Source organism: Limnobaculum xujianqingii, from assembly GCF_013394855.1.
GTDB classification, from domain to species: domain Bacteria; phylum Pseudomonadota; class Gammaproteobacteria; order Enterobacterales; family Enterobacteriaceae; genus Limnobaculum; species Limnobaculum xujianqingii.
This window is the reverse complement of sequence record NZ_JABMLK010000001.1, coordinates 2,135,228-2,155,702: the sequence shown is the minus strand read 5'-3', so window position 1 is coordinate 2,155,702 and position 20,475 is coordinate 2,135,228. Positions and strand designations below refer to the sequence as shown.

At 45.4% G+C, this 20,475-nt stretch carries 9 protein-coding genes; 3 read left to right on the top strand and 6 right to left on the bottom strand.

Going from position 1 to position 20,475, the window contains the following annotated elements; translation table 11 throughout:
• Positions 1-3: 3 nt before the first annotated feature.
• From GOL65_RS09785 to GOL65_RS09775, 3 genes are all read right to left on the bottom strand, one after another.
• A complete protein-coding gene (locus GOL65_RS09785; RefSeq protein WP_140919813.1) occupies positions 4-735 on the bottom strand; it encodes a DUF6882 domain-containing protein in 732 nt (243 codons plus the stop codon).
• A gap of 165 nt (positions 736-900) precedes the next feature.
• Positions 901-1,647 (bottom strand): hypothetical protein, encoded by a 747-nt coding sequence (locus tag GOL65_RS09780; RefSeq protein ID WP_140919814.1) that lies wholly within the window; start codon positions 1,645-1,647, stop codon positions 901-903.
• A gap of 133 nt (positions 1,648-1,780) precedes the next feature.
• Positions 1,781-6,109: a 2-hydroxyacyl-CoA dehydratase gene (locus tag GOL65_RS09775; RefSeq protein WP_179038300.1), complete on the bottom strand. Its 4,329-nt coding sequence runs from the start codon at positions 6,107-6,109 to the stop codon at positions 1,781-1,783.
• 899 nt (positions 6,110-7,008) lie between these two features.
• Between GOL65_RS09775 and GOL65_RS09770 the strand changes: the two genes are divergently transcribed.
• Positions 7,009-8,799, top strand: a complete 1,791-nt coding sequence (locus tag GOL65_RS09770; RefSeq protein ID WP_179038299.1) for a DUF4153 domain-containing protein — start codon at positions 7,009-7,011, stop codon at positions 8,797-8,799.
• 478 nt (positions 8,800-9,277) lie between these two features.
• Here the strand turns inward: GOL65_RS09770 and GOL65_RS22195 are convergent, their stop codons facing one another.
• Positions 9,278-9,592 (bottom strand): hypothetical protein, encoded by a 315-nt coding sequence (locus GOL65_RS22195; RefSeq protein ID WP_228723082.1) that lies wholly within the window; start codon positions 9,590-9,592, stop codon positions 9,278-9,280.
• Positions 9,593-9,611: 19 nt separating this feature from the next.
• Here GOL65_RS22195 and GOL65_RS22585 point away from each other — a divergent pair, with 19 nt between their 5' ends.
• Together GOL65_RS22585 and GOL65_RS09760 are read left to right on the top strand one after the other, a co-directional pair.
• Positions 9,612-10,235: a peptidoglycan DD-metalloendopeptidase family protein gene (locus GOL65_RS22585; protein ID WP_407657474.1), complete on the top strand. Its 624-nt coding sequence runs from the start codon at positions 9,612-9,614 to the stop codon at positions 10,233-10,235.
• A gap of 420 nt (positions 10,236-10,655) precedes the next feature.
• Positions 10,656-11,822 (top strand): YbfB/YjiJ family MFS transporter, encoded by a 1,167-nt coding sequence (locus GOL65_RS09760; protein WP_140919818.1) that lies wholly within the window; start codon positions 10,656-10,658, stop codon positions 11,820-11,822.
• Position 11,823: 1 nt separating this feature from the next.
• Here GOL65_RS09760 and pbpC read toward each other — a convergent pair whose 3' ends face one another.
• Together pbpC and GOL65_RS09750 are read right to left on the bottom strand one after the other, a co-directional pair.
• On the bottom strand, positions 11,824-14,214 hold the full coding sequence (pbpC, locus tag GOL65_RS09755) for a penicillin-binding protein 1C (protein WP_140919868.1): 2,391 nt from the start codon (positions 14,212-14,214) through the stop codon (positions 11,824-11,826).
• A gap of 39 nt (positions 14,215-14,253) precedes the next feature.
• The gene (locus tag GOL65_RS09750) at positions 14,254-20,259 is read right to left on the bottom strand and encodes an alpha-2-macroglobulin family protein (RefSeq protein WP_179038298.1); all 6,006 of its coding nucleotides are present in this window, start codon (positions 20,257-20,259) and stop codon (positions 14,254-14,256) included.
• Positions 20,260-20,475 lie beyond the last annotated feature (216 nt).

Here is a 20,475-nt window from a genome sequence, read left to right as displayed (position 1 = left end):
TAATCATCCATTCAGCTGCGACAACCGGTTAAGATCGTCAAACGATGCTGTGATGGTTTCATCATTACGAATAGCGGTGAGCTGGGCACCATTTTCCGTGATTTGGTAACCTTTTTGCTTTAAATAGCAGATTAGGGCCCGGCGGTGGTTAATATCGTAAAGAGAGATCATTCGGGGAAATGTGGTAAGTGCATCAAGGTGGCTATTGTGATAATCCAGATCGATATCTTCTGATTTGATAGTGACGCACATGATGCCACGCCCGTAGTCTGCCAGATAATAACCACTGTTATTGAACATGCCCGAAGCAATCATACCGATAACATGCAAATCGCGATCGTCTGCGGTAAATTCCGGGTTAGTGAGGATATCAATGCCATTATCTTCACCATACTGCTTCAGGATTAATGATTGCTGTAATAAATTTTGTGGAATATCTGACTTAGCGTTAGCCCATGCCCACATCCATGTTCCAGAAGAGTGGGACAAAGTTCCCAACACCTGCATAGGAAATGTAGCCTTGCCGGCGAATTGAATGGTGCCTTTTTCCAGGTCTGTTTCCCAGGATAAGTCTTCGACTATATTGCCCAGGGTATTCTGCTTTTCTAACGCGATAGTGCCGTATCTTTCCAGCAATTCCTGCTGGCTTTTACAGGCAGATTCACCTTCAAATTGGAGTATTTGATAGGCAGCTGACTTTTCTTTATTGCCGAAAAGTTTTCTGAAGAGATTCATTTTGACGTCCGTATAAAATGGTTATTTAAATATTCTAATAATAATCCATTTGGCTGACATCATTTATTCATGCAGGTAGTTTTAACAGGTATTTTTCACCCGGCTTAATGTATCGATAATTGAACCAAACCGGGAGAAAAATATTATTCATTTAATAAACTGATTTTATTTATTTTTATAACTGGTCAGGTCATTTACTTTACACATTGAGATCAAGCGTTTTTTAGTCGCATCCTGATGAACATCACTGGCCGTAAGGGATGGACGACCAATATCAGCATTAGTAATAAAGTTTTCCCGATCAACATTAAAGGTAGCGACCACGGTATCTTCCTGAGTTTTACAATTAAATATATGGTCTTCAACCGTTAATGAATAAGGCGCGTTATAGGCAGAGATATATTGGCTATTGCTGAATTGAAATCCCAATCTGGCCATTAATAGATCGCCTTTGCGTGAGCTATTTTTTCGGTCAAATAACAGACGATAATCAAAAGCGTTGGTTTCAGACAGTGTAACCCAATCAACTTTCATGCTTTTAATTTGGCAAATGGCGGCAATATCCGCTTCCTGTTGAGGGTTCTCTGCGCCGCCGCCAATCAGAACGGGAGCGGTATATTGAGAAGTGCGAGTACCGCTACCATAGCCGTAATAGCGCTGTTGCAGCTTGCCGTTCTGATATTGATCGCGATATAGCGACCAGATTTTCTTATTGGTGCAATCGTAGTTAAACCATAGTTGATGCTCTTGCCCATTGGTCAGAGTAATTTTTCTCATGGCATTCATCTTATCGTCCAGATGAATGATGGAGTTTGGCACAATGGTAGAGGCTTCAACTGCCGGGGATGAAGGGCCAGAAGCAACGCAGCCGGATAGTAGAACCGGCAACAGCAGCAGGGAAAACTTTTTCATTATAATAATATCCTTAAGCGGGTATAAACCCCGTTCCATGGTAAGAAGTATTCAGACAACGTCAGGTTATGTGAACAATCTGTCAGTTCCATTATTAAAAGAAACCGGCTCATGTCTGAACCGGTATTGATGGCTAGCTGGTAGAGGGTTTAGGCCGGTAAGAATTACCAAAACCTAAGCCTTTTTCACCTTCATTATTCGCAACCCGAACATCAATCGCGTTTTGTGCCACAGACATCATCAGTTTTAACCGATTGAGCTGGTTAACTTCACTGGCTCCCGGGTCGTAGTCAATGGCAAAAATATTTGCTGCCGGATAGCGCTGCTTCAGGCTCTTGATTACACCTCTGCCGGTAATATGGTTTGGCAGGCAGCCAAATGGCTGAACGCAAACAATGTTGCTGACGCCCATTTCCAGCAGTTCCAACATTTCTGCTGTCAATAACCAGCCCTCACCAGCCTGATTACCTAAAGAAACGACCTCCTCTGCCATTGAGGCCAGTTCGGCAATTGCTGGAGGTGCACTGAATCGCTGGCTGCGTTTTAACGCCTTATTAACGGATTTTCTCATCCATTCAATAGTGGTCGTTGCCGCCTGATTAAGTGCCATACTCAGAAAATTCAGGCCATATTGCTGGCGGTCATAGCGCGTACCGTAAGTGCAGGAGAGGAAAAAGTCCAGCATATCCGGTACTACAGCTTCTCCTCCTTCTGATTCAATCTGACCAACCAGATCGTTATTGGCACCGGGGTGGTATTTCACCAGAATCTCGCCCACGACACCTACCTTCGGTTTGCGTACGGTCAGCAGAGGTAACTGGTCAAAATCAGTAACAATATCTGCTACATCCTGTTTAAATTGACCCATACTGCCTTCGCCTTCCAGATTCTGCTTAACCCGCTGGTTCCAATGCTCATACAGACGTTGTGCCGAGCCAGCTTCAGCTTCATAAGGACGCGTGCGAAACAGCGTACGCATCAGTAAATCGCCATAAATTACTGCCATTATCGCTTTTTTTATCATGCTGAAGCTGTAGCGAAAACCGGGGTTTTCCTCCAGACCGGAGGCGCTTAATGATATGACCGGAACCTGTGAGAAACCGGCATCTTCCAGCGCCTTGCGGATAAAAGCGATATAGTTAGTTGCCCGACAGGCTCCTCCTGTTTGGGTGATAATCGCTGCGCTGGTTTCGGCATCGAACTCACCGCTTTGTAACGCATCAACGATTTGGCCGGTGACTAACACACATGGATAACAGGCATCGTTATTAACGTATTTCAGACCCTGCTCAATGGCTGATTTAGTGACGGTTGGTAGCACGTGCAGGCGATATCCTTCAGAACGAAACACCGACTGAATCAAATCAAAATGCATTGGTGCCATTTGTGGTGCCAGAATGGTGTGGGTATCACGCATTTCTTCAGTAAACGCGCTTCTTTTGGATTTATAAGGCGTATCGGTAGCGGTAACACCACGCAGGCGGCGTGCGCTCATGGCCGCTTTTAACGAACGAATACGAATACGCACAGCGCCCAGGTTTGCCCCTTCATCAATTTTTATCAGGGTATAGACCTTATTGGCTGCTTTCAGAACTTCTTCCACCTGGTCGGATGTTAATGCATCCAGCCCACAGCCAAATGAAGTGAGCTGCACCAACTCTAACTGAGGACTGGCAGCCACATAGGCTCCTGCAGCATAAAGGCGAGAGTGGTAAGCCCACTGGTCAACAACCCGCAGAGGGCGTTGCAGTAAAGATTCGCCTAAATGTGCCACGCTATCTTCAGTTAGTACCGCCATGCCTTCTTCGATAATGATTCGGTCAATGCCGTGATGGATGCCGGGGTCAACATGATAAGGGCGACCAGCCAGAACGATGCCGGGGAGGTTATTTTCCACCAACCACGTCACCACTTCCTTCCCTTTGTTGCGAATATCGTCACGTACTGCCTGTAGCTCTTGCCATGCGGCCTGTACCGCTTTCCTGACCTCTTTACGTTTAAGCCCCAGCGATTTCAGCTCATCAAACAGTACCTTCTCCACGGATTCAAGGTGATTAAAGTTGATGAATGGATTATGAAATGGAACATCGCCATGGCTTATTGGGTCCATGTTAGTGCGAATAACTTCGGAGTAGGTGCTCACCACCGGACAGTTAAAGTGGTGATCGCTGCCCTTATCCTCTTGCCATTCATAGGTCACTGAAGGAAAGAAGATACGATCAACTTTTCGGTCAAGCAGATGCTCGATATGACCGTGAACCAGTTTAGCCGGGTAGCAGGCAGACTCCGATGGAATAGTCTCAATGCCTTTCAGATACAAGCGCTCGGTAGAAGGGGGGGACAATACCACCCGAAATCCCAGCTCGGTAAAAAAGGTATGCCAGAACGGGTAGTTCTCAAACTGGTTTAGTACCCGGGGGATTCCGACCGTGCCGTTGGGTGCTTGTTCTTTTGCCAGCGATTTATAGTCGAATACCCGATGTTCTTTATATTCATACAGATTAGGTAGTCGGCTGGGAGTGATTTCAATTCGAGCCCCTTTCTCACAGCGGTTGCCGGAAACAAACTCCCGACCATCATCAAAGGTATTGATGGTTAGCATGCACTGGTTATTACATTCCCGGCAGCGATCGCTATTCTGTTCAACGTCAAAATTAATCAGTTCATCAGGTAGTAACAGAGAGGTGGGTTGGCTATCTTGCTGTCCTGATTCTCTGGCGATTAAAGCCGCGCCATAAGCACCCATTAATCCGGCGATATCGACCCGGGTAACATGGCGTTCCGTCAGGTTTTCGAAGGCACGAAGTACCGCTTCATTGTAGAAGGTTCCGCCCTGAACCATGATCTTCTTCGGCAGCATGTCCAACTGTTTCAATTTAATGACTTTATACAGGGCATTTTTGATTACTGAGTAGGAGAGCCCCGCTGAAATATCGGCAACGGTAGCGCCTTCCTTTTGTGCCTGTTTCACCTTGGAGTTCATAAATACTGTACAACGAGTACCTAAATCCACCGGGTGAGTAGCAAGCAGGGCTTGCTGAGAGAATTCCGTTACCGGGATTTTCAGCGAACGGGCAAACATTTCAATGAAAGAGCCACATCCGGCAGAACAGGCTTCATTGAGTAGAATACTGTTGATAACGCCATCGCGAATATACAGGCACTTCATATCCTGTCCGCCAATATCCAGAATAAATTCCACACCGGGCAACAGCTGTTCTGCGGCTTTATAATGGGCGACGGTTTCTACTTCTCCAATATCGGCACGGAAAGCGGCTTTAATCAGTTGCTCGCCATAGCCGGTGGTAGCGACTTTAGCGATGGTAACCTGCTCCGGCAGATGTCGGTATATATCCTGTATGACTTCACACACAATATTCAGAGGATTGCCTTTATTGTTACCGTAGAAGTCATACAGCAGCTCACCCTGTTCACCAATCATGGCGATTTTTGTGGTGGTGGAGCCGGAGTCGATACCGAGAAAGGCGTTACCGCGATAGCTCTCCAACGGTAAACGTTTAACGTTAGCTTTCGCATGGCGCTGGCGGAAATGCTCCACTTCTTCCTGGTGATTAAACAATGGAGGAAGTAGATCGACCTCTTTGACGGTGTTCTCCTGGGCACTACGCAGGCGGTCTATAAGTTGCGTTAACGGCAGGTTATCTCCCTGCTGTCTGGCCAGTAATGCTGCGCCCATGGCGACAAACAGCTGGGGATGCTCAGGAAAAATAACATCATCTTTTTTCAGGCGCAGTGTCTTGATAAATAGCTTACGTAAATTATCTAAAAAATAGAGGGGGCCGCCCAGAAAGGCGACTTTTCCCCGAATAGGTTTACCGCAAGCCAGCCCACTAATGGTTTGGTTTACGATCGCTTGCAGAATTGATGCTGCAATATCCGCTTTTGCTGCCCCCTGGTTAATTAATGGCTGAACGTCAGTTTTGGCAAAAACACCACAGCGGGAAGCAATAGGATGAATGGTCTGATATTGGTTAGCTAACTGGTTCAGTCCTGCCGCATCGGTTTCCAGCAGTGAGGCCATTTGGTCGATAAAAGCCCCGGTACCACCGGCGCAGCTATTATTCATGCGCTGATCAACGCTGTGATGGTCGAAATAGGTAATTTTGGCGTCTTCCCCGCCGAGTTCTATTGCGACATCGGTTTGCGGTACCAGAGTGGTGATGGTTTTAGAGCTGGCAATCACTTCCTGTTCGAAAGGTATAGCTAATAAATCGGATAGTGCCAGACCTCCGGAACCGGTAATAACTGGCGTGATGGAGATGGTTGGATATTTGTGTTGTACCTGTTCGAGCAGAGCGAGCAGCGTTTGGCGGATATCAGAAAAGTGACGCTGGTAGTCATGATAAATAAGCTGCTGCTGTTGATCGAGTAGCACCAGTTTTACTGTGGTTGAACCTACATCGATTCCGGCAAAATAATGACCTGGTGTATAAAACGCCATGGTGTAAATCAACCTCCTCTAAAAAATGATCCCATATCGATTAGAGAGTGCGGACTTGTTGACGATCTCACTGAAAATCAAAACAGCCGGAATGTAACCTTTGGCTGAGAATAACGCTGGCTATCAGGTACGGCCTGTACACATCTTAATAACCATAGCGTTCTTCATCCTGTGCCTTTCAATTTTTCAATCGTTGTCCAGGGATAAAAATAACTTATGTTTATGTAATTAATCGATAAGCTACCATTAAATGTAGGGGCTTTCTACAGATAGATTAATGGCAATTTTGATGCCTGGTAGAATTTTATGTCTAAAGAGACCGGTAACTCAAAAGGTTAGGCGATTTTGATCTTAAGGAGGCTTTTTTCGGGGAAAGGAATAACGCACATATGGATAAAAATAGAGACGTTAGATTAATGTGTGATAATTAATTTTAAAATTATTGTTTATGAAATCTTATTCTTGCTGTCATTTCTTCGGTACATATCGTGTTTTACAAAAAAATAATATTTGATCTGATTAAATCATTTGATTTATATAATGATTTTATGTGACCCCATCATTTTATTTTAAATTTTTATGATTAACTTTCTTCTGAAATAATTAACATGTAGTTATTATCAAAATAAATGATCAAAATTTTAACCATATCAAGTCATTATGATCGTTATTATTCTTTTATTCAAAATAACAAGGATATTTTAGGGGGTATTTCATTCTGTTGCGTTGCTATATCACGTAAGTACAGTACGTTATTTAAATTGAAGCGACTAAAATAAGTTTAAAGTTTTGTTGCGTGATAATAACGGTTATTGATTTGAGGCAGGGATGTTGTAATAAGCGTCATCGATAACACCATACGTTATTCACTTTATTTCAGGCAGATGGAATCAGCCATTATGAGTGATAATTCTTTACCCAGACTGAGTCGTATTTTCATCATATTTGTCTGCATAATGCAGGGATTTCTAACCTATTTTATCCACCATAGCAGCACCAGTTCGTTGTTGTTGCAACAAAGTACCATCCTGTATTGGCAAGCGTTATTGCTGGTATTGCCTTTGGTGTTTGCTTTTACCATTGTGAGATTAAAAGACCGTTTCCTGTGGCAGAATTTGGCGATTTGTTTAGTTGTTGTTTTATTAACTGCCACTTGGGTTAACTGGAATGTGGAGGCGGTAGATAACATTAGTCAATATGACGGTGTCGTTGTGCCTTACCTCTGTTCATTATGCATACTGATGTTTATTGCATTACCCTGGTTACAGACGCGGATTAAGAATAAGCAGTGGAATGTTAGCTATGCCACTATTTATGACCATCTGTGTATTAACGCTATCACTGTTGTTTTGACGCTATTGCTGATTGTTCTTTTTTGGGGAATTTTGTGGTTATGCGTTGAGTTATTTAAACAGCTGGAGATTCATTTTTTTCGTCATCTGTTTTTCAGAAACAACCTGTTTATTTATACCATCAATGGTTTTTTAGTCGGGGTGGCGATTAGAACCTGTCGTCTTCAGACTCATTTGATGAAAGCGGTACGTAATCTTTTAACGCTTATGGTTAAAGGTCTACTCCCGGTACTTTCCTTTGTTGCGCTAATTTTTATCATGACTTTGCCATTTGTTGGTCTGGATGCATTATCCGGAACCTGGTCACCTTCGGCGCTGTTAATTACCATGGTTAGTCTGCTGATTATTGCCACAAATATCGTTTATAAAAGTGGATTAAAAGTACCGCCATATCCGACGCCCGTCAGGTTGATGGTAAATGCTTCTTTATTGGTTTTACCTCTGTATGCGGGATTGGCGCTGTACGCTATTTCTATTCGTGTAAGTGAGTATGGTTGGACTCCGGTACGAGTATGGGGATATCTGGTAATCATTGTCTCGTTCTTTTTCTCGTGCGGTTATGCCATCGCGGTGCTGCGTAGTCAGCGAAGCTGGTTACATCCATTAGGAATGATTAACCGAATTTTGCTTCCTGGCTGTGCCATACTGTTGATTTTAATTAATACACCATTAATTGATCCTTATCGTATTAGTGTTAATGACCAAATGAGTCGTTATCTGTCTGGTAAAGTGGCTGCAAATAATCTGGATTTAGCTTTATTGCGTTTTAACACCGGTAGACGTGGTCAGGAAGCGTTGATATTCCTCTATCAGGACACCGAGTTTGTTAACAATGCGCAACGTAAGCAGCGACTGGAAAAAATGATGATGGAGCATAACCGTTGGGAAGTTAATAGCGAACTTGAAGAATTGAAAGATATACATCCAAAATTTACTGCGGATTTTATACAACAAAAATTGGTGCTGGCGAAAAGTACATCAATGCCGGAAGAGAGTTGGTGGAAAATGCTGCAAAATAACCAACAGGTTGATGTTGATTTATGTTTACGTGATAGCGATGTGTGTATCGTTAATTCACTGGATTTAAACCAGGATGGAATATCGGAATACTTGTTGTGTCATATTGAACGTGATTCCGATATCAGCTGTCATGTTTTTGCTAAACAGGGTGAAGAATGGCGGAATATTGGTCATGCTTATTTTCCTCCAACAACGGTAAATGCTAGCTATTTTGAGCAGGCACTGAGATCTGGCAATGTGAAAGCAAAACATAAGCAATGGCACGATGTAGTAGTCGGTAATGAGCCGGTTAAAATCTATTATCCGGAAGCCGAATGAAGGTAATTACATTTGTTGATTATTAGTTTTGATTAAGATTAATTATATGAAAATCGCAGTTTGGTAGAAATATATTAAGATTTTACTAAATTACTACAATTTTGTGCGATTTTATAACCTGTTTAAGGGGTTATTTCAGTAAACAACCGGTTCTATGGTGAAATTTTTTATTATAAATAGAGGTGAAGTTATTCTTTGATCTGTATAAAAAATTTATTATCACTCTCTTTCTAACTTCAATTTTTATTGAGGTTATCCCTGATATTTACAAAATTATACGCAAATTTTGGCTCGAATAGTGCACAATGCACACTTAGTTTATTATTGATTCGGAATCCACAATATAAAATGGATGTTTGTAGTGGGGTACAGGTGCAATGTCAGCAGGATTTAATATAATTAAGAAAGTTTCTAATAAGCGATTTTATCAGGCTATTGGATGCTGTCTGTTATTGGTAACAAGTAGTTCTTTCGCTTCTCAGAGCAGTAGTTCTGGTAGCAAATCAACTAAAGCTTCAACAGCGAAAGTTTCTGTTAAGTCGGCTAATAGCAAAACGTCTAACGCTAAAACATCGAATACTAAAACTTCTGGTACTAAGACAGCGTCTACCGCTAAATCGTCAGGTACCAAGAGTACAAAAACCAAAGCATCAGAGAAAAAAGTTTCCGTAACTAAAACGGCGAAAACTAAATCTACCAGTACTAAAACGGCAAAAACTAAAACCGCTAAAGTATCATCTGAAAGATTGTCTTCAACTAAAATTGCTGATGCTAAATCATATAGCTTAGCCACTGGTCCTAGTAGTAGCACGATGTTCCGCTACCCGACCGCTGAGCCTTTTAAAGTGACATCTCAGTTTGATCCTTCTCGTTTAAATCCGGTTACACGTAAGCGTGCTCCACATGAAGGAATTGATTTTTCAATGCCCATTGGCTCAACCGTAGTATCTACGGGAGAGGGTGAAGTGGTTATTGCTAAATACAGTCCTTCTGCTGGTAACTATATTGTGATTCGCCATAAGAACAGCTACGAAACGTATTACATGCATTTAAGTAAGCTGATGGTACAGCCGGGGCAAAAAGTAAGCCGTGGCCAGAAGATTGCATTATCGGGTAATACAGGTCGCAGCACAGGTGCTCACCTGCACTATGAGTTGAGAGTCAATGACCGTGCTGTGGATCCACTTTCCAGCGATTTGATTCTGGTGAATAACTTCAATTTACCTAACGGTGGCTATGATAATACCCGTGTTGCAAGTAATAGCGGCAATACAGGAAGAAACCCGTTTGGTAATTCAAAGACTCGTGATGTTCAATTTGCCAGCTATCAGGGACAAGAAGGCGGATTTGCTAAACCAAATCGTGATATTGAATACCGGTCGTTAGGTGAAGGACGGATTCTGTATACGATGAGAGCGCAGAAGTCGGCGGATTAGAATATTTTTTTGAATCAGAACGTTTTTGATTTCGAGAATATTCCGGCCGTAATAACGATGTTGCAAATATTGCCGTTATGCCCGGCCGGAAGACCATCAGTACTTAGGCCTGGAGCGCGTCGGGCCTAGCCCGCCTAGGGGCACTTCGGCAGCTAAAGCTGCTACGACCCCAACGGCGGTCTCTCCCTCCGATTGATTTTGCTAGAAATTCTAAACCAGCTTAAAGCTGGTTTTTTGTTATTTGGGTACTGCTATTCCCATTCTGTTGTAGGCTGAATTCTGGCGTACTATGAAAGATGAAAGCATGGCTACCCAATGAACAATAAGTGATATTCCTCTCATGCTCGCCTTTCGTTTCTATTTCTGCTTCGAATCTCAACTATAGTTATACCGCTGTCTTAAACATATCGGGAGACAACGATGGCGTTGCGCATTGCTTTCAGTGGATTTATTGCTTTGGTGGTGGCGATGGGAATTGGGCGTTTTGCTTTTACGCCTCAGGTTCCTTTGATGTTGGCTGAAGGTGATTTTTCTCTCACTGGGGCGGGTATTGTCGCGGCTTTTAACTATCTGGGATATTTGTGCGGTTCTTATGATGCCATGCGTTCTTCCCGCCATGTGGAATATCGTTTGTGGGGTGGTGTTTGGGGGGCGGTGTTGCTGACGCTGCTGTCAGGGGTGGTATCCGGTATTTATTGGCATAGCCTGATTCGTTTTGCTATTGGCTGGGCCAGCGGCTGGGGCTTGGTGATGGTTGCTGCCTGGACCAATGAACGCTTATTAACGTTAGGAAAACCAGGGCTGGCAGCGGCAGTATTTGCCGGGCCGGGAGCAGGGATTTTTCTTAGCGGGATGCTGGCGGTATTGTTCCATACCTTTAGCTGGAATGCTCAAACGGCCTGGTTTGGTTATGGCTGTATCGCATTGGTTTTAGTTGCCTGCGTTACCATCAATTTTCCACGTAAAGGTGAGTTACATCGAGCCAGTGGTGTTGTTCAGTCTCCGTTAGTGATGACGCGAAAAGTCAAACGTCTGGTCCTCAGTTACAGTCTGGCGGGGTTCGGTTATATTCTCCCGGCTACGTTCTTATCTCAAATGGCAGTTCAACGTTTTCCGGATAGTCTGTTTGCTCAATTTGTCTGGCCGGTTTTTGGGGCGGCTTCGGTGGTAGGGATTGCCATTGGCATTATGACTCGCCACTATTTCAGTACCCCAACGCCAGTTCGTTTAGCCATTGCTCTTTGGTTACAGGCTATTGGTATTGTCTGTGCTGAACTGGTGCCGGGAATTAGTGGACTGGTGATAGGGGCAACTTTGGTTGGTGGCGCGTTTTTGTGTGTGGTTCAGCTCGCTTTGCAGTATGGCAGAGAATTGGCTCCGGACTATGCCCGTTATATGGCGGGGTTGCTAACAACTGGCTATGCGGTGGGGCAGTTGGTTGGCCCAATGTTGTCTGCGCTGTCTACTGCATTAACTCATCGGCTGGAACCCGCACTGTATGTTGCAGCACTGGCACTGCTGTTGGCGGGTTTTCTGGTCTGGCCGGAAAAGGTTAAACAATCTGAACGGGAAAGCGCAGAAGCTTAATCTAGTTAATCAGCTCAACGTTCAGGGTTCTGCTGTCTGCTCGTCCTCGATCGTCTATGGCGCGTACCCGATAGCGTCCGCTGGTAACCGGTCGCCATTCAATGGTGCGTTTACTGGCGGTATTTCCCAGATAGATATCATCAACAAACCAGTAAATGACTTTGGTATCAGCATCGGTAATCGCGCTAAAAACGATAGGGTCATTGCGTTGCTTAACATTACGCAGGGTGTAGGTGGTATTGCGTAATGGCGATGTAATACGCGGAGCTTGCCCGGTAGTGATTACACCACTTATTTTGCAATGGGCGGAAGACGGCGGCGTACGTTTAGGTAATCCGGCCTGTGCAAATACATTAGCTAAATCTGAAGGCCAGAATTCAAATATTTCGGTAGTGACGTCTTCATCCCGATAAGGGGGGCAGGCAACCTGACCGCTGGCTTTATCGATAATCACAGGTCGATAAACGGTATCCACCTTAATCGGCGACTTGCCGGGGATAAACCAGGTCTTTCCTTTGCGCTGGCACCAGGGCGTTGGTAAATCGCCGCTGGCCAGACAAATTTCCACCTGCTTAATGTTCGGTGGCATTCCCCGGCCGGGCTCTTTTAATGCCGGATAGTCAGCCTGGATACTATCGATAATATTAAAAAACAGCGGAGCTGCGGCGTCAGCTCCAATAAAGGCATTATTGCCTTTACCGTCAAAATTTCCCTGCCAGACGATCAAAACATAGGGGCCAAAGATTCCGGCGCTCCAGGCATCGCGGAACCCCCATGAAGTACCGGTTTTCCAGTAAACCGGCAGCGAGGTTGGCTGTTGGGCCAGTGTATCTCCCGGCCTGCGGTGCTGGCTCAGCATGTCCAGAGTGATAAAGCTGGCTTCATTGCTTAGCAGGCGTACTGATGAATTGGTTGGTGTCGATTGTTCCAGACGCAAAGGTTTTAGCTCACCGCGATTAGCCAACATGGAATAGAGTCGGGCCAGCTCCTGAGCGGTAATTTCACCACCGCCTAAAATCAAAGATAAGCCATAATGCTTTTCACTAGCCAAATTTGAGATGCCAGCCAGCTGTAGAAATTGGTAAAGATTAGGCTGTTTCAGGCGCGAAGAGATATAAACCGCGGGGATATTGCGGCTGTAGTTTAATGCATCTGTGGCTGAAATTGGGCCAAGAAAGCGACGGTCAAAATTTTCTGGCGCATAAGCACCAAAAGATGAAGGCACATCTTTCAGTATGGTCATCGGGTGGAGAATACCTTGTTCCAGGCCGAGGGCATAAATAAACGGCTTTAGTGTTGAACCGGGGGAGCGTTTGGCGTTGGTTCCATTAACCTGCCCCTGAATTTTGCGATTATGGTAATCGGCAGAACCAACCATGGCTCTGATCCCCATATCCCGCGTATCAACCAATAAAACTGCGCTGTTGTGTATTCCTTTGTTCTGGTTGCGCTCAATAAAGGCGTTAACCTGTTTTTCTACCAGCAGCTGTAAGTTACTGTCCAGAGTGGTGGTAACGCTTTGACTGTTTATTGCCCGACGCTGCTTATTTTGCTGTATTTGCTCAACAAAATGAGGAGCGACGAAAGGCAGCTTTTCTGGCTGACGCAAAGAAAGTGGCAATTGAAACAGGGCTGACATTCTGTTATCTGCTGGATGTTCTACCTGCCAGCGCTGGTAAAGTTGGTTGCGTGCTTTGGTTAGTGCTTCTCCAACAATGCCAGTATTGGCATCAATACGATAACTGGGGGATTGGGGTAAAACTGCAAGAGTTAGTGCTTCCGGCAGCGTCAGATCCTTAGGTTGTTTATCAAAGTAGATAAGGCTGGCGGCACCGATGCTTTCAATATTGCGACCATAAGGAGCATAGTTCAGATAGGCTTCCAGAATATCGCGTTTTGAATAGCTGAGTTCCAGTTGAATGGCCCGTATAATTTGCACCAGTTTACCCTGAGGAGTTTTGGTGTTGAGCTGCCAGTGCATTCTGGCTAACTGCATGGTTAGCGTTGAACCACCCTGTTGCCGCCCTCCGCTGATATAGCTAACCCAGAAGCCGCGAATCAGGCTGTAAGGGTTAAACCCCGGATGATAATTAAACCAGCGATCTTCGTGCAGTTGAATGCCTTCCACCACCAACGGTGAAATATCTTCCAGTTTGGTCCACAGTCGGTAACGGTCATCATTAGCCAGAGAAAAACGCAGGAGCGAGTCATGGCGATCATAATAGGCGGTAGAAAGCGGTAAGCCTTGCGAAAGCGGGGGATGGGGCCAGAGGCGAAAACCGATGCAAAACAGCGCCAGCAAAAACACTCCCATAAGAAGATTTTGCAGGTGACGCTTAAAGGTAACCGGTTGTAGTTGCCTGCGTATCGCATTCACTACCCGGCTACCCATTGTGTTGCATAAACGGCTCACAGTAAGCGTTTTATCCTCTTACTGTGAGAGTTGGGCGGCGGCATTTTCTGCCGCCGGTGGGGTAACGGTCAGCGTAGTACCGCCAACAGAAAGCGCCTGAACTTCACGGTCATACATAGCTTCACCATAAGCCGGTGGAACAGTAAAGACACCGGTATTGGTTGGCTTAATTTGATAGATGAATTCCTGTACTTTATTGGTTGCACTACCATAAATCAGCACGCGATCTTCACGAATATCGCTGTATTCCGGCTGCCAGCTGGAGCCACTTACGCTGATTGGCGATAACCAGACATCGTTAGTGTTTTCACTCTCTTCTTCACCGTTTGAAGCCTGTGGCGTTTGCTGTACTACTTCAAACCCACCTGGTAATAAATCAACAATCGCCAGATTATCCAGACCTTCTGCGGAGTTGGCCCGAATTTTCAGGTGAACATACAGATTTTGCCCCAGAGTGACCTGAGTAATCGGCTGACCTTTCTCATCGGTATAATCACGGGTGATTTCTAACCCACGGGCGATAGCCTCTTTTGGTGCCTGTAAGTCATAACCCGATTGTGTAACCACATACCAGGCTGGTGCCTTATTCGCCGGGTTATCAAACAGAACTTCCTGTGTACCTTCGGCAAACTGCGCTTTAGCAATAAAGCCCATCAGGGTAGAGATTACCTGTGGTGCTGTACCATCCTGACCCGTTTTGGCGCTAATCGTTAATCCATTCGTCGCATCGGCATTGGCCGCGACTAATGATGAGTATTGCTCCAGAGCCAAAATACTCATGGCGGAAGAGAGGGTGGTGTAGCGCTCTGCCTTCAGCGTCAATACCATATTCTCCAGCAGTTGTGGCGGAATCTGTGCCGCTTTTTCCGGGAAGTGGCGGGTAATCAGATACAGACGAGTGCTGTCCTGAACCAGCGGATCCAGATAGCTTTGTGTCCACCAGGCTTTATCATAAGCCTTGCTGAGCAGTTTCCAGGTTGGTTGTAGTAACTGATCGGCCTGTTGATCCATTTTCAGCATTTTGTAAGCACTTGCCAGATACAGCGCGCTCAGGTCCTGCTGCCAACGTTCCGGATAGTTATTTTGTAGCCGACTCTGAATCGCCGCTAATTCATTCGTGGTGATCTCGCCCTGTCTGGTGAGCAGATAAGCGGCAAAAGCGCGTAAACGCAATTCACCAAGGCTACGGAAAGCATCATTTGCAGCCAGGCTGCGTAGATAAACGTTAGCTGACTTCAGTAGTGTTTCAGGAACCGGATAGTCAGCAGCTTTTGCTTCCAGCATATACTGCACGGCATAAGGGGTAACAAACGAATCAGGATTTGGCGTTGAGCGCCATCCACCAATTGCTCCCCGGTTATTCTGCCGTGATAGCAGTACCGTCAGAGTTTGCTTAATTTGATTGCGAACTTCAGCCTGGCTTAATGTGCCTTGCATTTCCGGATGGTTATTCTGGAACAGCAGAGGAACCGCCCGGCTGATGATCTGCTCTGAACAATTATTCGGATAATCGATAAGGTACTTCGCCAGACCATTAGTCAGTACCAACGGTGAGTGGCTTACACTGGCATCGCGCTGAGCAAATGCCGGGAACATCTGACGAATATCCTTCACGCTCTGCTGTGAACCATCCATACGACCCATCACGGTTTGGGTACGGTATGGCATAGCAGGGCGCAGAGAGAGGCTAACCGTGCGTTGAGCTGATTTATCACCATAAGCCGCTTTAAACACCACAGAGGCGTTACCGAGGCTATCCTGAGCGCGCAGACGGAAGGTAACCAACCCTTCCTGCTTCTCTGCCAGTGTTAATACTCGTTCTGCTTCACCGACGATTTGTAGCTGAGGTGGTGGGGTAATAGACACCTTCAGATCGGCTTTGGCACCGTTGAGGTCTGTCAGGTTATTGGCTACTCCCAGACTGACGTCAAATTCATCCCCTGGTGAAACCATCATTGGAAGATTTGGCGTTAGCACAAAGTCATCGCGTACGGTGGTGTAGTTCATCGCACGGCCAATACGTTCCGGAGTAACAGAAATAGCCATTACCCGAATCTTGCCGTTGAAGTAGTCAGGAACCGGATAGTTAAAGGTCACTTCACCGTTAACGTCGGTAATACCAGACCAGTAGGCCACTGGCTTATCTCTTTTACGTTTAAACGGATTAAGATGCAGGTCAACACTCTCAGCGGCATCCCCGCCCGGTGCTGAGGTTAGCGACATGATCTTGCTAAATTCAGGCAGTATCAGATCCAGTATCTGGGCACTTTCAACGCTCAGAACGCGCTTACGGAAGAAGTAATCCAACGGATCTTTTAACTGATAGCGAGCAACCTGCAGAATACCTTCATCAACTGCAAACACCGCAACTCGCTGTGGCGTATCGGTGGTGACTTTGATGGCCAGGGTTTCGCCCGGTTTAATCACGTTTGGCGAGTCGATAGTCATTTTCGCCTGACGAGCCTGATGGCTGATTTTAAACGGCATTACGCCATAGCTCAGCGGGCTCATAAAGATTTCGTCAGAGTTAATGTCGCGGATAAACTGTACGTTAATATAGCCGTTGCCTTCCATCTCCGCAGGTACGCGAATCTTCTGGATAGAACTGGTCGTGGAAGAATGGAACCACTGCCAGCTATACACTTTGTCGCGCTCAATGGTAATGATACCGCTACCGGTATAAGGCGCATTGATAGCAATCTCTATCTCTTCACCCGGCAGGTACTGTGTCTTGTCCAGCTTCATTTTCAGTTCGGCATCACGGTCAAGAGAGCGGGAAATATTGGCATTACCCGCAACCGTATAGTCAACCCGATTAAGCACTTTATCGTTGGCATCCTTAATCACTAAGACAAAGCTGCCCGGCTTACTGGTATCAAGAGTAAAGTCAGAACCTTGTGCCGCGATGGACATTGGCCGTTCTGAAATTGTCTCTTCTTTCAGCTTGGACTGATATTTATATACGCCAGAGTCTTGTTTGGTCAGGACCGACAGATATTTTTGCTCAACCAGCGAAACTTTGACGTCCGTTAGCGGAATAGAGGCCAACTGAGGGTCAATTGCGATGATGTTCAGATGACGCACCGCATTGTGGTGGATATAGTCCAGATCGCCATCGGCTTTTACGCCTACCAGATAATCGTAAGGTGAAACGATAACTCGTGCGGCGGCACTGACCGAACGTCCACTACCGGCTTCAAATGCTTCAGAAACCAGCTGTAGCTGATAGGTTGCTGCGGCATAAGAGTTGATGCCTAAAGGAATATCTGCATTACCCTCTGCGTCAGTGGTCTGCTCTTCCAGTTCGGTATCAAATCCTTCATCACTGTGGCGATTTTCATAGAACATGTAATCCGGGAACTGGCCAAAGCTTGGGTAAATAGGGCGTAATGTCAGTTTAGAGGTTACCCGACGATCCTGAGCCGGTGTACCAAACAGGTTCTGTACATTAATTGCTGCTTTCAGCTCTTGTGGTTTAACCCAGCCCTGACGGCGGTCTGGCGTTAGCTTCAGCTCAACTTTCAGTTTGTCTGGCTCAAACTCTTTCACTTTAACGGTGGTGCTGCCTAACAGCCGGGAACTGCTGTTATCTTTACCCACCAGATACAGATAGATACTCCAGTCACCGGTTGGTGAGTTTTCACTGGTGGTGTAACTGAGTTCGTTAAATCCGGCTTTATCCAGCGTTAGCGGAATTGTCCCCATAATGGTATCGCGTGGATCGCGAATTTCTGCCCGTAGAGGAATGCCTTCTACCGAAGTTTTCCAGTCCACGGTACGGGTAATTAAACCAATATTAAAGGTATCGCCCGGACGGTATACGCCACGGTCAGAGAACAGATAGCTGTTTAACGTTCTTGGGTCGGTTGGGTTTTCTTCGCCATAAATATCGAAGCGGGAGAAATCCAGCTCACGGTCGTAATAAGCGGTAGTTGGCAGGAAGGAAACATCGCCTTCTTTTTCAACCAGAAACATGACTGGAGAACGTTCATTGCGGAACTCTTCCAGTGACGGGAAACGTGCATGACCATCGTTGCTGGTGGTTTGGCTTAACAGTACAACACCATTTTTGCCTACTACTGAGACTTTAGCCCCGTCAACCGGGCTGCCGGAGTAAATAGACTGAACGAACACATCACGAGATCCATCCAGAGACTTCTTGGTGATAATTCCCAGATCGGTAACGACAACAAAGCGTGAATCCAGCGTTGGATTCTCTTCCTGTTCTTCATCGGACTCTTCTGCAATCGCATCAGGATCGTTACCGTCATATTCCACGTCTTCTTTTTTGGCTTTTTTCGCCGGATCCCATTGGCTAAGGGTCAGCAGGAAAATGCCGCGTTTAGCATTAGGATCGTTGGTCAGATAGCGGGAAAGGTCGATACCCTGATAGTTAATTTCACCCGGCTGCTCGTTTTTCAACGCGGTTTGATGAGTAAAGTGCTCGGTAAAATATTCACTGTCTAAACGACGGAAATCTACAGAGCTAAACTCACGGTATTTAAATGAGACGATATGTTGTAGCTGGCTGGGAATAACCCGTTTAATATCCAGCTGTAAACCCGGCATATTGCGAGCGGCAACGGTGATATGTTTTTCCCCGTGCATCGAAAGCAGGGAGCCTTCCGACATAAAGCGTAAAGTTTTAGGGTAATCCGGTACGGTAATAACCCGATACTGCTTCTGTTTAAGCTTATAACCTCCGGCAGAGGTTATATTGTTTTCAACTTCTACCAGCAGCGAACGATTAGCCGGTGCATCAAAAGCAAAGCTGAAGACAGATTGATTTTCTTGCTCAGTATCATTCAAAGTGAGGGCCAAAGCTTTAGATTGCGCCATGACCTTTTCATCAATCACTTCGAGGTTCCAACTGTAAAAATCGGTTGGCTGCAGATTCTGCTTATCATCTTCAGGATTATGTTGTGGTAATAACCAGGCGGTGACTGACTTTTTAATGGCTTTATCATTAACATTATCGTTGGTTTCAACGATCAGCGCTTTGGCGCTTTTACCATTATCCGTATCGACCAATACGGCATTTACGCCGGTTAATTGCAAACTATACAGGCCAGGAACATTGACCAAATTACTTTGTGCCTGCTCAATCTGGTTAGCAGTAACGGTAGATTTTACTCCTTTACCAACCAGCAGTTTTACCTGACCGGCATTATCCGGTAACGACAGCGATTCTGAATGTACCCAGGCCTTCATTTTTTTATCGTCGTAAACCACCGAGTATTTCAGCGGTTGGGAAGGTAGCAGGGATAAAGAAAGTTGTTTTTCGAAACTGACCACATCAACCGGTGCATTAAAACTCACGGTAAAGATGGCGCTTTTTTTCTGTGGATCTTGCGGATCGCGATAAAACTCAGCCTGATTCAGGTTGTAGTTAAAGGGTACGGTAGTGAAATCATAACTGGTGTTATTCAGCTTAGTTTGCGGAGCAACCAGTTTGTCAGCATCCAGTTTTATCTGATACTTTTGGCCCATAGGTAAAATTTTGCTGGCAGTAAAGGCCAGGGTTCTTTCATCTTCCCATTTCCATTCACCCTCTATTGCAGGCGTTATGCTAATACCCTGTGTTATCGCTTTACCAACCAGCGTAATGGGTGCTGAAGAATGTGAAAAACGCAGGGTAACGCGCTGAGGTGATGGTTTGGCTGATGTATAGTCATAAGCGCGGGGAGAAATAACACGAATATCGGTTTGTTGATAAACCATCGGTGCTGGTTCTATCGGCTTAGGACGATTAAGGTTCCAGTGATAGCCATAAACAGAAGCACCTCCCACGGCAGCAAGCAAAACGATAGCCAGAGATATTCCTTTAGGATGGCGGTTTACCCAGGTTTCCGTAGCTGTAAATAGTTGTCCAACGAATTTAGACCAGCGTGGCAATTGCCAATGGACGCGTCCAATAACGGGGGACAGAATCTTACTGACAAGGCGAAAGATGGCACTGATAGTCCACCAAACCGCTCGCAGAAGTGTGAAGGGAAGCCGCAATATAAACCGTAGTAAATCCATATAGATAATCCTTTAAATACTGCTGAATATTGTGGGGATGGTGTTTCTGAGCAAGGATCGATTCTGTTTCTTCTTGATATGTTATCTCAGAATGACCACACACAATAGTAGCTAGTGATATAAATATGAGGCACGGCAAGGAATCTAAGGCAATAAGCGCTGAATGTTATTTAGATATCAGAATGATAAACAGCCAGATAATTCACTCTATTGTTT